This window comes from uncultured Prevotella sp. (assembly GCF_946407605.1).
In the GTDB taxonomy this organism is placed as follows: Bacteria; Bacteroidota; Bacteroidia; order Bacteroidales; family Bacteroidaceae; genus Prevotella.
The window spans coordinates 87,045-101,715 of sequence record NZ_CAMJOS010000006.1 but is presented as its reverse complement, the minus strand read 5'-3'; the positions used below and the strand labels follow the sequence as shown (position 1 = coordinate 101,715).

At 53.2% G+C, this 14,671-nt stretch carries 11 protein-coding genes; 3 read left to right on the top strand and 8 right to left on the bottom strand.

All coding sequences use genetic code 11. From position 1 onward, the window contains the following. Window positions 1–98 precede the first annotated feature (98 nt). From Q0R57_RS04575 to Q0R57_RS04565, 3 genes are read left to right on the top strand one after another with little or no spacing between them, the layout of a single operon-like run. Window positions 99–761: a DUF6249 domain-containing protein gene (locus Q0R57_RS04575; protein WP_294744227.1), complete on the top strand. Its 663-nt coding sequence runs from the start codon at window positions 99–101 to the stop codon at window positions 759–761. Window positions 762–769: 8 nt separating this feature from the next. Further along, complete coding sequence (locus Q0R57_RS04570; RefSeq protein WP_294744226.1) at window positions 770–1,336, top strand: RNA polymerase sigma factor; 567 nt, start codon at window positions 770–772, stop codon at window positions 1,334–1,336. Continuing rightward, entirely contained in the window at window positions 1,320–1,652 is a 333-nt protein-coding gene (locus tag Q0R57_RS04565; protein WP_294744225.1) for a DUF5056 domain-containing protein, read from the top strand. Before Q0R57_RS04570 ends, Q0R57_RS04565 begins: the two co-directional genes overlap by 17 nt. Here the strand turns inward: Q0R57_RS04565 and Q0R57_RS04560 are convergent. From Q0R57_RS04560 to Q0R57_RS04525, 8 genes are all read right to left on the bottom strand, one after another. Then, the gene (locus tag Q0R57_RS04560) at window positions 1,609–3,633 is read right to left on the bottom strand and encodes an OmpA family protein (RefSeq protein WP_294744224.1); all 2,025 of its coding nucleotides are present in this window, start codon (window positions 3,631–3,633) and stop codon (window positions 1,609–1,611) included. The genes Q0R57_RS04565 and Q0R57_RS04560 overlap by 44 nt on opposite strands. Before the next feature lie 28 nt (window positions 3,634–3,661). After that, window positions 3,662–5,548, bottom strand: a complete 1,887-nt coding sequence (locus Q0R57_RS04555) for a DNA topoisomerase 3 (protein ID WP_294744223.1) — start codon at window positions 5,546–5,548, stop codon at window positions 3,662–3,664. Window positions 5,549–5,603: 55 nt separating this feature from the next. Continuing rightward, window positions 5,604–7,049, bottom strand: coding sequence for an NAD-dependent dihydropyrimidine dehydrogenase subunit PreA (gene preA, locus Q0R57_RS04550; RefSeq protein ID WP_294744222.1), 1,446 nt, complete (start codon window positions 7,047–7,049; stop codon window positions 5,604–5,606). Window positions 7,050–7,197: 148 nt separating this feature from the next. Further along, window positions 7,198–8,604, bottom strand: coding sequence for a glycoside hydrolase family 57 protein (locus Q0R57_RS04545; protein WP_294744221.1), 1,407 nt, complete (start codon window positions 8,602–8,604; stop codon window positions 7,198–7,200). Between the two features lie 35 nt (window positions 8,605–8,639). Continuing rightward, window positions 8,640–9,911: a glycosyltransferase family 4 protein gene (locus tag Q0R57_RS04540; RefSeq protein WP_294744220.1), complete on the bottom strand. Its 1,272-nt coding sequence runs from the start codon at window positions 9,909–9,911 to the stop codon at window positions 8,640–8,642. Between the two features lie 12 nt (window positions 9,912–9,923). Beyond that, window positions 9,924–11,873 carry a glycogen debranching enzyme N-terminal domain-containing protein gene (locus Q0R57_RS04535; protein ID WP_294744219.1) on the bottom strand — a complete coding sequence of 650 codons (1,950 nt, stop codon included), beginning with the start codon at window positions 11,871–11,873 and terminating at the stop codon, window positions 9,924–9,926. 190 nt (window positions 11,874–12,063) lie between these two features. Further along, a complete protein-coding gene (locus Q0R57_RS04530) occupies window positions 12,064–12,996 on the bottom strand; it encodes a diacylglycerol kinase family protein (RefSeq protein WP_294744218.1) in 933 nt (310 codons plus the stop codon). A 57-nt stretch (window positions 12,997–13,053) separates the two neighbouring features. Continuing rightward, window positions 13,054–14,625 (bottom strand): CBM35 domain-containing protein, encoded by a 1,572-nt coding sequence (locus Q0R57_RS04525; RefSeq protein WP_294744217.1) that lies wholly within the window; start codon window positions 14,623–14,625, stop codon window positions 13,054–13,056. Window positions 14,626–14,671: the final 46 nt, after the last annotated feature.

Sequence of the window (14,671 nt, the reverse complement as noted above, 5' to 3'; positions counted from 1 at the left end):
TTCGCTTGCAAAATTAAGAAAAAAATCTTATCTTTGTGCAACTTTTACGATTAAAGTTTCGTCAAACGTTCAGAAAGAAATTAAAAAACAATATGATTATGAAAAAGATTCTTATGGCTTTGGCAATGATGTTCGCCCTTCAGGCAACATCGATGGCGGCCCCAAAGGCGCCGAAAGACTCTGTAGATGAGGTGGTTGTGTATTCAGACACGACAACGAGTGAATCAGCTTATGATGATGAATGGAACTGGGATGAAGACGAAGATGTGGACTATAACTACTCTGGTTCGTTCTCCGATTTTGTAGGCGCTGACGAAGGCTTGGTAGAAGCCCTGGGCGGTGTGCTGGTCTTCTTCCTCGTCCTCATCCTTATCTTTATCGTTGCACCTATCGCTCTTATTGGATTGATTCTCTACTTCGTCTATAAGAGCCGCAAGGACAAGATGCGACTGATGGAAATGGCTGTCAAGAACGGCAAACCGCTGCCTCCTCATATTGTGTCGCCCATTGCCAACCGCGACGACTACCTGTGGAATAAAGGTATCAAACAGATGTTCCTGGGTGTGGGTCTCGCTATCCTGCTGTACTTCATCCTTGGTAAGTTTGGCATCGCCATCGGCGCACTCATCTTGCTCATTGGCTGCGGCAACCTGGTGATAGGCTATAATGCCCGTCAGAAGCGCCAGGAGCAAGCGCTGCACGACCAGCTTTTCAATCAGAACAATCAGAATAATAACAATCCTGAAGGCGAAGACGCATAATACTCACGATGGACTCGCTCAGTGACATATCCCTTGTTGCCCAGGTGGCTGTGTTCCACAATCGGCGGGCCTTTGACCAGCTGGTGAGGAAGTATCAGTCGCCTGTGCGCAGGTTTCTGCTCAACCTGACGTTGGGTGACGAGTCGCTCTGTGACGACCTCGCTCAGGACACGTTCCTGAAGGCTTACACGCACATCACGCAGTTTCGCGGCGTGGCTTCGTTTCAAACGTGGCTCTTCCGCATTGCGTATAATGTTTTTTACGATTACAAGAGAAAAGATGGTGAAAAGTATCTGGTGAATGGTGAAGGGAGTATAGACTCCAAGACGGAGTTGGCTTCTGGTCATGTATCATCATCAACCAGTCAACTGAAGATGGATATTAGCACCGCGCTGGCTCAACTGAAGGAGGACGAACGGGCCTGCGTGACGCTGCAACTGATAGAAGGCTACTCAATTGACGAGATAGCGAAAATATTAAAGATGCCTGCCAATACGGTGAAATCGCATTTGCGCAGGGGAAAAGAGAAACTGACTACTTACCTTAAAGAAAATGGATATGACGGAAATAGATGATAAACTACTGCAACAGTTCTTCGAGCCTGCTCGTCAGCAGCAGATAGAAGACAATGGATTTACGGAGCGTGTGCTGAGCTGCTTGCCTGACAAGTCAATTCAGCTGTCGCATTATTGGACAGCGTTCTGCCTGGCCGTTGGCCTCATATTATTTGTGGTCTATCGTGGTTGGGAACCGCTGATTGTCAGCTTGGTATCGCTGGCACGCATGGTGTCGCAAAACATCCATCCCATACCATTCTTTATGGTGCTGGGTATGCTGGGTTGCTGGCTTATTGTTGATCTGACTCAGCGGATGTGGAGGCTGCAGGTATAAGGTCCATACCATAGGTGGTGCGCAGAACCTTGAACTCCGTACGACGGTTCAACTGGTTCAGCACCTCCTGCTTCTCCTCATCATCGATGGCGCGTATAAACTCTTCCGTCAGTACGTCGCCCTCTTTCAGCCAGTCGTACTTCTCCGTCAACTTGCGTTTGATGGTCTTAGGCTTCATCTTGCCATAGCCCACAGGTTGCAGTCGTGCTTCGTCAATACCATGTTCTATCAGGTAGTTCACCACACTCTCTGCACGTTTCTGCGATAGTCGTTCGTTATACGCCTCAGAGCCGCGATAGTCGGTATGTGCGCTCAGCTCTATCGTCACGTTGGGATTTTCGTTCAACAGCTCTATCAACTTGTCCAATGCCTCTGTCGACTCAGGTCGCAGGGTGGCTTTGTCGAAGTCATAGAAGATATTGTCGATGAGCACGGGGGCTGTGATTGATGCCAACGGGAACTGCAACACATACTCCTCTGACTCCAATACAGGTTCTACCCTTAGCTCTTCCTTATGGTTTAGGTATCCCTTGCAGGTACCCAGGAATACGTAGTCTACTCCTGGCTTGATATACTCTGTAAACGAACCGTCGCCTCTGACGCTGAGCTTCAGGTTAGTGCCATCGTTGCCTACCATATATACCTGTGCCTCAGGTAGTTCGTAGCCGTCTTTCTCATACACCCAGCCTTTCACTGTCTGCACCACCTCGTGCTTCTCAAACGAGAAGATATGGTCCCAACCGCGAGCATCACCTCTGTTCGAGCAGAAGTAGCCGCGATTGTGAAGACCCTCGAACGTCATACCGAAATCATCGCCAGCAGAGTTAAGTGGTGCCCCAGGGTGCTCCAGCTCCCAATGGGTGGTATCGGGCTGTGCAATAAAGATGTCGAGACCTCCGAATCCTGGGTGTCCGTCGCTCGAGAAATACAGGTCGCCATTGGGACGGAACGTAGGAAACATCTCGTTGCCAGGCGTGTTGATGGGCGCTCCCAGATTCTCTACACCACCCATACCACGAGCATTTATCTCCACGCGCCAGATGTCGTAGCCACCCATGCCGCCAGGCATATCGCTGACGAAATAGAGCCACATGCCATCAGGCGAGATGGCAGGATGTGCAAAGGTGGATAGCGTGTCACGTGTGATCTCCAGTGGTGTGGCCTTGCCCCACGAGGCATCGCTGCGCTGCGAGGTGGCAATCTGTGCATAGCGGGGGTAGGTGGGGTCTGTGCGACAGATGGTCAGATACATCGTCTTGAAGTCTGGCGTAAAGGCGCATGCGCCCTCGTCTAGCTCCGTATTCAGTTCACTATCAATAACTTCCGGTTTTGACCACTTGCCTTTATCGTCCATCTGCGACATGAAGATATCAGCATTTTTCGTGCCTGTGATGCCACTCAGCTCGTCGCCTCTGGCCTGATTTCGTGTTGAAGAGAAATACAGTTGTGAGTAATCGTCGCCTGCCAACATGGGCGAGTATTCTGCTCGTCTGGAGTTAAACAGCTCCTGCTTCTTCACCTCATAGCCCGAATACTCGGCTTCCGCCTTCCATTGTGGAATCATCTTGGCACTCTGCAGTCCGTTTTTCACCAGTATATTGTTGGGCATCGAGTCAAGTAGCAGCGTAAAGGTCTTCTCTGCATCCTTATAAGAGCCGTTCTTCAGTTGCAGACGTGCCAAATGGAACACAGCGGTCGAGTCCGCCTGCTTATAGCGAACAGCATTGTTATAGGCAGCGATGGCCTTCTGTGTATAGTTGATGCGACGATAGCAGTCCGCCATCTTCAGGGCTCTCTGTCCTCGCAGCGGCTTTTCCTTCGCCTTGGTGTGTGCATAGGCCTTCTTATACTGGGTTGCAGCATCATAGTACTCACCCAGCTCGAAGAACTTATCGCCCTTCTTCATGGCACCCTCAGCACCGCATCCTACTACGAGCAGGCCGATGAACCCTATATATAATATGGTGAAAAGTTTGCGCATACCTATATATAACGCAAACTTTCCTGTTTTATTGTCCTGGTGGCACACGACGGTTGCTGGAATCGCTGATCACGTCGCGCACAATCTCCGTCACCTGCTGTTTCAGCTCGTTGATAAACTGCTGTGGGTCGTACTTCTGCGCTTCTATGTCGCGCAGTTTTTTCTCCCAGATACCTGTCAGCTCGGCGCTCTTCAGCAGTTCCTCGCGAATCAGGTCTATCAGCTCTATGCCAGTGGGTGTGGCCAGCAGGTTCTTACGTTCTTTCTTGATATAATGGCGCTTGAAGAGCGTCTCGATGATGGCTGCACGTGTTGACGGACGACCTATGCCGTTCTCTTTCATCACGCGGCGCAGCTCTTCGTCCTCCACCAGCTTACCAGCCGTCTCCATAGCACGCAGCAGTGTGGCCTCGGTGTAGTACTTAGGAGGTGTGGTCCATTTCTCCGTCAGTGTGGGGATATGGTCGCCACTCTCGCCTTTCACGAATACAGGCAGCGTGCGCTCTTCCTCTTCAGGCTTCTTCTCGTCATCGTCGGCCTGTGTGTCTTTGGCATATACGGAACGCCAGCCTGGGTCGAGAATGGTGCGTCCTGTGACCTTGAACTCTATGGCCTTCTGCTGTTCTGTTTGTTGCGTGGGCTGTTCTGTTTGTTGCGACTCAGTCGCAACAGGCTGGACCTCTCCAAGCACGGTGGTTTGGGCAAACTTGCAGTCGGGGTAGAAGACAGCGATGAAGCGGCGTGCTATCAGGTCGTACACCTTACGTTGCACGTCAGTGAGGTTCTGCGGCACGATGCCAGTAGGGATGATGGCGTGGTGGTCTGTGACCTTCGATGAGTCGAACACCTTCTTCGACTTCAGCAGAGGCTTGCCACCCAAGGGACGTATCAGGTCAGCGTAGGGTGCCTGACCTGCCACTTTCACCTGAAACAGACCGTTCATGGTCTGCGGACACTTGTCGTAGACATCGTCAGGCAGGAAGGTTGTATCCACACGCGGATAGGTGGTCAGCTTCTGTTCATAGAGCTGCTGAATGATGTTCAGCGTCATCTCGGCCGAAAAGCCGTATTTCTTGTTGCAGTCCACCTGCAGCGACGTCAGGTCGTAGAGGCTGGGAGGCGTCTCCTTACCGTTTTTCTTCTCCACCTTCGTCACAGTGAAGGGCTTGCCCTCGATGGCAGCAAAGGCCTTTTCGCCTTCCTCCTTCGAGGTGAACTTACCAGAGGTAGCCGTGAAGGTGGTATCGCGATAGACGGTGGCCAGCACCCAGTAAGGCTCTGGCTTGAAGTTGTCAATCTCCTTCTGACGATTCACGATGAGGGCGAGGGTAGGGGTCTGCACGCGACCAATGGAGAGCACCTGACGGTTCTGACCATATTTGATGGTGTAGAGGCGTGTGCAGTTGATGCCCAGAAGCCAGTCGCCCACGGCTCTTGACAGTCCTGCCAGGTAGAGTGACTGATATTCCGCTTGGTCTTTCAGGTTGGCGAAGCCCTCACGGATGGCCTCGTCAGTCATCGACGATATCCACAGACGCTGCACAGGACACTTAGCCTGCGCCTTCTGCATCACCCATCGCTGAATGAGCTCACCCTCCTGTCCGGCGTCACCACAGTTGATGATGCCGTCGGCCTGCTGCATCAGTTTCTCGATGGTGGCAAACTGCTTCTTGATGCCTTCGTCATCCTTCAGTCGGATGCCGAAGCGTGGTGGTATCATGGGTAGTGCCGACAGGCTCCACGCCTTCCACATGGGCGTGTAGTCCTCTGGCATCTTCAGTTCACACAGGTGTCCAAACGTCCAAGTCACCTGATATCCATTACCTTCCATATACCCGTCGCGACTGCTGTTGGCGCCAATAATGCGCGCTATATCTTTCGCCACGCTGGGTTTCTCTGCTATACATACTATCATACGGACTGCAAAGGTAGTGAAAATCGAGGGAAACGCAAAGAAAAAACAGACCTTTTTACTTTTTCGGAATACGTTTCGAGACGCCGATGGCTCCTGCAGGACATACCAGTCGACAGAGGTGACAACCCACGCACTTCGTGCCAATCAGTCTGGGTTGACGTGTCTCATAGTTGAATACAATAGCTTGGTGTCCTCCGTCGTAGCACGACACCTCACAACGTCCGCAGCCTACGCACAGCTCCTTGTCGAATTTCGGATAGATGATGGTGTCGCGATCCAGATGGTCTGGGTTCAGGAACTTCTCCAGACTCTCGCCCACCAGTTGCTGCAGCTCGTTGACACCGCGTTTTGCCATATAGCGCTGGAGACCCAGAATCAGGTCGTCGATGATGCGATAGCCGTATTGCATCACAGCCGTACACACCTGCACATTGCTGCATCCCAGCTGTATGAACTCCATTGCGTCGCGCCATGTCTCAATGCCGCCGATACCGCTCAGTTCCACGATTCTTCCATCGCACATCTGAGCCAGTTCTAGGATGTGACGCAAGGCGATAGGTCTTACAGCTCTGCCAGAATAGCCTGAGATGGTGCGCCGTCCAGTGACCTCCGCGAAGGTATCCATCGTCACGCTCTTGATGGTGTTGATGGCCGAGATAGCATCGGCCCCAGCCTCTACGCAAGCCATCGCAGGTTCTGCGATATGCGTGATGTTAGGTGTCATCTTAGGAATTACGGGTATCTTCACGCTCTTCTTCACGCAGGCGGTGTAGGTCTTTACCAGTTCAGGACTCTGTCCCACGTCGCTGCCCATGCCCTTATGCTTCATCTGCGGACATGAGAAGTTCAGCTCCACAGCGTCGCAGCCAGCCGCTTCCGCCATCTTTGCCAGCTTCATCCATTCCTCCTCCGTCTGTCCCATGATTGAGGCGATGACCACTTTCGTGGGATAGTCCTGCTTCAGCCGTCGCAGTATGTCGAAGTCCATATCCACGGGGTTCTCGCTCAGCTGCTCCATATTACGGAAGCCGTAGAAGTCGCCATGGGTGGCGTTACTGTGCATGGCGTCGAATCGTGGCGACACCTCTTTGATTTCCTGCAGACAGATGGTCTTATAAAACACACCGCCCCATCCAGCCTCGAAGGCTTTTGCCACCATTTCGTAGTTGGTGCATACTGCCGATGATGCCAGGAAAAAGGGGTTCTCGCATTTGATGCCGCAGAAATCGATGGCCAGCGAAGGGTAGGGCGCTGTCACATCATCAGGATGAATGGCACGCATCATCTCCTTGATGCGAATGGGCCAGTTGTAGTGGATACATGCCTGCTCGGCCCGTTCCAGGTCGTCGTCAGTACAGGCCTTCACCCATTGCAGCGCAGGCTTGTGGTTATCGAACCTGATGGCACGAATAGCACGTGCTGGGTCGCCAGTCTTACAGGCCTTGGTACATGGTGCGTCCTGACACAGCAGACATCTGTTAGCCTCCTCGTAGATGTTCATAATTTGGTTGGTTAGTAATTAATACGAATTTTTGAAAAAAGGAATAACGGGACCTTCGCCCCTAAAAGAATTCGAAGGTCAGCCAGAGACCAGCTCTTACCAGAGTCGGTTTCCCAGCTGACCTTTTCGATACGATGATTGTCAGTAATTACTTAGCTTCTTCCTTTTTCTTTGGAGCAGCTTTCTTTGCAGCGGGTTTCTTAGCGGCAGCCTTCTTTGGAGCGGCAGCCTTCTTGGGCTCCTCTTCTTTTTTCTCTGGCTGCAGCTTGGCCAACTTGGTCTTCAGTCGCTCAATCTCGATGTCCTTCATCTCGATCTCGTCGCCCTGGTTCTTGATGGTGGTCAGCAGCGAGTTCAGCTGCTCGTTGTCAATCTCCTCAGGATAGAGGGCGTTGACCCTGTTGATAAAGTCGCCCAGGATGTTCATATAGTTCGTGAAGGCATCGAACGGACCGCTGTAGATGCCACGATCGAGACCTACGTTAGAAGGCTTGGTGGTCATGAAGCGGAAGTTGTTAGAGGCCTGCAGATAGTCCCAGTCCTGATTGATGCGAGGGTCGTTGGCAATGAGCAGACGGTCAGCCACTGAATACAGCTTGTTGAAGGCCTCACGCTGCATGGCGTTACCCAGCCAGCATGAGCAGTCGCGCTCCTCATCAACCCACGACAGCGTGTCAGGCACGTCGATGGCACCCACGCTCTTGGTCTTCATGCAGATCTCAGTAGGCGTAGAGAAGGTGATGCCTTTCTCCTTAGCACAGGCGGGCAGTGCCTGCAAGAACTGCAGGATGTTTGAACTCAGGGGCTGAGCGATGCCCAGTGCCGACAGCTCCATGAAGATATTGATGATCTGCTCTTCCTCTGGGAAGCGTGCGATGCGGTCGATATAGGCATCGGCAAAGAGGGGATAGCCCTCCCACTCGGCGTTGTTGAAGCGCAGAGAGATATCGTCAGACAGCTCTACGTCGCGCAACAGCAGCTTCAGCGATGGTGCCATGTTACAGTTGTACACATAGTGTGGTGACTTCCATCCCAGCACGTGCTTGGCACCCTCGGTGAGCATGCCCTTGAAGCCCAGCGCAGCGATCTGTGCGCCGATGTCATCGCTATAGATCAGTGACGAGTTACGTGCCACAGTAGGTTTCTTGCCGAAGAGCTCCTCCATCTTGGCGCTCTGCTTCTTCATGTCGCGAGCGAAAGCCTCAGGGTTAGCCAGCGACGAGAGTCCGTGACTATAGGGCTCTGCGAGGAATTCTACACAGCCAGTCTCGTTGAGCTCCTGCAGTTTCTCGATGACTTGAGGAGCATGATACTCCAGCTGCTCGATGCCAGTACCTGAGAGCGAGAAAGCCACCTTGAAGTACTTGCCGTGCTCTTTGATCATCTGCTGCAGGGTGTTGAGTGCGGGCATATAGCTGCGCTCTGCAATGTCACTGATGCTACGCTCGTTCTCGTAGTCATCGTAATAGTAATGGTCGGTACCGATATCGAAGAAACGGTATCTCTTCAGATGAATAATCTGATGTATCTCGAAATATAAACAAATTGTTTTCATAACTATTAATTCTTAACTCTTAATTCTTAATTAAATTAGTCTTCCCAGCCGAGTGTGCGACGATAGAGTGTGCGAATCCAGCGACCCACCTTCTCCCACGTAATCTGGTCCACCTCTTTCTTTCCCTCGTCCTTGAGGTAGTTGAAGAGCGACTCGTTGACACAGATAGAGTAGATGGAGTCGGCCAGCGCATGCACATCCCAGTAGTCCACCTTGATGCAGTTGTTCAGAATCTCGGCGCAGCCACTCTGCTTCGAGATGATAGAGGGCGTGCCGCATTGCATAGCTTCGAGGGGCGAGATGCCGAAGGGCTCTGATACAGAAGGCATGACATAGACGTCGCTGGCCTTCAGACACTCGTACACCTGCTTGCCTCGCATAAAGCCAGGGAAGTGGAAGCGGTCGGCGATGCCACGCTCTGCAGCGAGGTAGATCATCGCATCCATCATGTCGCCAGAGCCAGCCATGCAGAACCGCACGTTGCGTGTGCGATGCAGCACCATATTAGCGGCCTCGACGAAATACTCAGGTCCCTTCTGCATGGTGATACGTCCCAGGAAGGTCACCACCTTCTCCTTGCCCGTATGGTCAGGACGTGGGATGTCCTGATACTCCTGCGGCAGCGGATATACGGCGTTGTGTACTGTGAAGCACTTACGCGGGTCCTGATGATACTGGTTGATGACCGTCTGTCGTGTGAGCTCAGACACACACATGATGCAATCGGCATGGTCCATACCGTTCTTCTCGATAGAATAGACGGTGGGGTTCACCTTGCCGCGGCTGCGGTCGAAGTCTGTGGCGTGAACATGTATGCACAGGGGCTTGCCGCTGACCTGCTTGGCGTGGATGCCAGCAGGGAAGGTGAGCCAGTCGTGTGCGTGGATGATGTCGAACTCCTCCGTACGAGCCACGACGCCAGCGATGATCGAGTAGTTGTTGATCTCCTCGTGCAGGTTGCTGGGATAGCCTCCGGCAAACTCCATAGCACCTAAGTCGTTGACGTGCATATAGTTGAAGTCGGCATAGATATGCTCACGACACTTGAAGTAATATTCTGGGTCCATGATATTGCCCACACGCTGTCTGACGTAGTCGTAGCTGACATCGCGCCAAGCGATAGGCACAGCGTTCATAGCCACGATGCGACAGGCGTGCTGACTCTCATCACCAAAGGGGTGGGGCAGGCAAAGCACCGTCTCGATGTCGCCCTGTGCCTTCAAGCCCTCTGATATACCGTAGTTAGCGGTGGCAAGTCCACCGAATACATGAGGAGGATACTCCCATCCAAACATTAATACTTTCATAGTCGGCCCTCCTTACTTCTGATATGAATATTTTTCCAACAGCTTCATGGTGCGCAGGATCTCGGCCACATTCATGGCAAACGACATAGCTCCGCGACCATGGAACGGTGGGTTACCGTCAAACAGTTCTGAGATGGTGCCGATGGCATGATAGTCCATCTCGTCCTCGTAGCCCACCATCTGACGCTCTACGAACGACAGTCGTGTGCGCTTATACAGCTTCAGGCAGGCTTCCATGTAGAATCCGCCCAGCCAAGGCCACGCCGTACCCTGATGGTAGGCATAGTCGCGCTGTGTCTGCGGACCTACGTACATGGGGTTGTAACCGCCACTCTTAGGCGACAGCGAGCGCAGTCCCTTGGGTGTGAGCAGCTCGCGTGTGCAGATATCCACCACGCTCTTCATCTGCTGCTGCGAGAGTGGTGAGTAGTCGAGTGCTACGGCGAAGATCTGGTTGGGGCGAACGCTCCAGTCCATCATGTTGCCATCGACATAGTCGAGCAGATAGCCGTACTCGTTGACAAACGTATCGACAAACGACTGCTTGGTCTTCTGGGCCAGCTTCTCCAACGCCTCGGCACCCTTGGCGTCGCCCTTCTCGGCAGCCATCGAAGCACAGAACTTCAGGGCGTTGTACCACAGGGCATTGAACTCTACGATATAGCCCGAACGGGGCACCACGGGCTTGCCGTTGGCCACAGAGTTCATCCAGGTGATGGCCTTGTCGCGTCCGTCGGCAAAGAGCAGTCCGTTGTCGTCGAGCCTGAGGTTGGGATGCTTGCCATCCTTTATATATATAATAATGTCTTGCAGCAGCTTGCCGTATTTCTCGAAGGCCTTGTCGCGACCCATATAGCGGGCATACTGCTGAATAGACCATACGGCCCAGAGGGGCACGTCGGGCTGGTCCATCTCGTAAATCTTTACCGTCAGCGGCTTACCCTCCATAAACTCGCGCAAACCCCGCTCGGCGGTGTTCATTACCAGCTCGAAGTAGTCGGCCTCGTTGATAGACAGCGTCAGACCAGGCAGCGAGATAAAGGTGTCGCGTGCACGACACTTGAACCAGGGATAGCCAGCCAGCAGATAGCGGGTATCGTCAGCCTCGCGGTTGTGGAACTGATGGGCGGCAGTAACCAGACAGTGGTAGAAATTGTCGCGCGGCACGCGCAGGTCAATCTCCTTCTGGAACAGCGCCTTCAGCGAGCTCGACTTGATCTGCGATGTTGAGGCAGCGAAGACGATGCTCTCGCCCTTCTTGATGGGCAGCTCGAAGTAGCCAGGCACGTAGAGGTCCTCGTTAGAGGCGTAGCCGCGCTCCTGCTCCTTCGGATATTCTATGCCGCGATACCAGTCGGGCTGGAAGATAAACTCGTTTTTCTTGTTAAACTGCATGAAGAGGTCAGGATAGCCTCTGTACATACAGGTCTTGATGCCGTTGTCCACCTGCTGGTACTCACGGCTGGCCACCGAGTTCTCGTGTGTGAACTGGCGTACGCTGCGAAATGCCAGGAACGGACGGAAGCGCAGCAGTGTGGCTGAGTGTGCATCCTCCAGCGTATAGCGGATGAGGATACGGTCCTCGTAGGCTTGGAAGATGGTCTCACGTTTCAGGATGACGCCTCCCACGCGATAGACGGTGGTAGGCACGAGGCTGGCATCAAACTCACGGATGTACTTATGTCCCTTGGGACTAAAGTTGTTGCCTTGATACTTATGGAGTCCCAGGTTGAACTCTGCTCCGTGCTGCACCACTGTACAGTCGAGCGACGACAAGAGCACATGGTTCTCATCGTCAATCTCTGGCACAGGCACCACCAGCAGTCCGTGGTACTTACGTGTGTTACAGTCCACCAGTGTTGATGCGCTGTAAGCACCACTGCGGTTGGTACGGAGCAATTCACGACGCAGGCTTTCCTCCAGATTTGTCATCACGGCTTTCTCGAATCGTAAATAACTCATAGGTCCTATAGGTTTTGTAATTTTGTTAATAATTCTCGTTTTAGATTTGATTTTCCAAAAGTACGCATTTTTCTCGTGATAACAAAATATTTGGGCAATTATTTTGCTTTTTTACGAAAAAAAACCGAAAAGCGGTTGTTTTGGTCCCCTTTTCGGCTCTTATCGTGTTTTTTTTGCGCTGCATTATTTTCTACGCAGGAATCAGGAAGTTGATGACCTCCGGCTCCACATGGATGCGATATTCGCCCACGGGTCGGTCTATGAGTCGTCCGTCGACGCCCACCAGCGCCTTGCCTGTGTCGGCCTTCATGTCGCGGGTGCGATAGGGGTGCACGCTCTTATGGTTCAGGAAGCGTCCTGTGACCAGCAGCCACAGGCCCTCGAGCAGCTGTTTTATCTTGGGGTTATAGACCACCGACACGTCCAATAGTCCGCTGTATGGTGTGGCGCTGGGTGTCTGTCCGTAGCCTCTGGCGTTGCCCACGCATACCGTCATCACGCTGCGTTCCACCACGTCGTAGTCTATCTCCAGTCGCATCTTATAGTCGTGGGGGTGAAACAGCATGGGCACCAGCGACCACAGGAAGGCCAGCTGTCGTGAGCCCAGCACCTGTCGAGCCTGTATGCGCAGGTTCATGATGTCGGCAGTGAGTCCAATGTTGATGCAGTTCACGAAGTAGCGGTGCTGCTCCTGGTCGTTCTTGTCGCGATAGGTGATGCATCCTGCGTCAATCTTTCTCACCCTGCGTGCCTGCAGCCACTCTACGGTCTGTGCGTCGTTGTCCTCGTCGAAGCCCCAGAAGCGTGCAAAGTCGTTGGCCAGTCCGTTGGGCACCAGTCCCAGCGCCACCTGGTCGCGCACCATCTTCTCCTGCCTCATCAAGCAGTTCACGGCATCGTTGAGTGCTGTGTCGCCACCTACGATGATGATGGTTCTGTAGCCGTTGTTGATGAGCATCGTCATCAGTCGCTCCACGCTTTCCACCGACTCGCTCTGCACGAAGTCATAGTGTATGCTGCGTGCGTCCAGCTCCTGCTGCAGCCGGCTCCATCGCTTGCGTGTGTTGAACCATCCTTTCTTCGGACAGTACAGTATTGCCCATCTTGATTCTTCTACTGCCATAATCCGTACTTTTGTGAAGTTATATTCGTGTAATTCGTGGTTTTAAAAAAGTGTTCGTTAATTTATCGTCATGCCATCGATGTCAGGACACCAGCCGCGTGGGTTTTTGATGCTGATGGTGTTGTCGCCCTTCTTCAGGTTCACCTCAATCATCACCGTCTCGCGTTTGTTGAAGTCGCCGGCGGGCACCTTGATGGTCTTCACGAAGCTGCCGTTGACGTAGATGTCCATCTCGCGCTCGTCGCCGGTGAAGTAGGCTATGGTCATCTTCTTCACGCCGCCCTTCTTCACGTTCACGTGCTGCCATTGCAGGTCGTTGTCGGCGCTGTTGCCCAGGAACCTGACGATGTATCCGCCCTCGGCGCCCTCTTTCTGTTCGTAGATGGCGGTGTTCGCGGCCTGGTTGTTGCGCAGCTCCTGATAGCGGCTCAGCCATGCCGTCTCCGCCTCATAGCGTGTGCGCTCCAGTCGTTTCCCTCCTTTCACCTTGTATATCTTCGTGCCGTGGGCAGGAACATACACGGGAATGGCGTTCTGGTCGTACAGATAGGGTGCCTGCATCACGCAGTCGTAGTACTGCACGGCGCCGCCTAGATCGATGGTCTTGGGGTCGAGCCTCACCTTCTGGTCTTCGTCGCTGGGGTTGTAGACGGCTACGGCGCGCTCCTTGCCGCCCAGCGTCTTGATGTCCTTCACCATGATGTAGCACTCGCCCTGCTTGTCGGCCACGTAGGCCTGCAGGTGCAGCTTGTCCTGGTTCAGGTCTATAAGGTCGCTGTTGCACATCAGTCTCAGGGCCTCGGGCTTGATGTTAGCCATGTCGCAGCCAATGAGTAGTGGCGAGCTCATGATGCACCACATGCCGAAGTGCGTCTCGTCCTCCACCTTCGTCATCGAGCGTCCCACCTCCAGCATATCCATGTCGTTGTAGTGTCCGTCGTGACAGTAGGCGCTCAGGTAGAGGTTCTCGGCCAGTATGCCCTTCACGCTCTTCCATGCGTCGTAGATGTCGCCCGTGGTGCGCCACGAGTCGGCTACGTCAGCGCCCCAAGTGCCAGGAAATGCCCATCGGCACATGTTATATACAATGTCCTTCTTGCCGCAGTTTCTGATGGCGTTCGATATCTTCGTGTACTGCTCGCGCTCGTCCAGCCTCATGTGCATGCCGCCGCAGTAGTCCACCTTGATAAAATCAAAGTCCCAGTCTATGAAGTACAGCTTGCAGTCCTCCGCCTCGTGCCCCGCGAAGCCTACACCCAGGCCCCAAGCATGACGGTTACCGCTGCCGCAGGTGTTGTCGCCCGCATCGCTGTAGATGCCAGCCTTCAGTCCTAATGAGTGGATATAGTCCACCAGGGCGCGCATGCCGTTGGGGAATAGCTTCGTGTTCAGCCGCAGGTGACCCTCGGCGTCGCGACCGTCCCAGTAGCCGTCGTCTATGTTCACGTACTTATAGCCCGCCTTCTGCAGACCCGTGGTGTGCATCGCATCGGCCTGCTGGCGTATCAGTTGTTCGTTGATGTTCAGGGCAAAGGTGTTCCATGAGCTCCAGCCCATCGTGGGTGTGCGCTGTGCGCTGATAGTCAGCGTAATGGACAGCATCAAAAGGAGTAAAATATTTTTCTTCATCTTCTTAGTTATTGTTATCATGGTGCAAAATTACGAATAAGTGAGC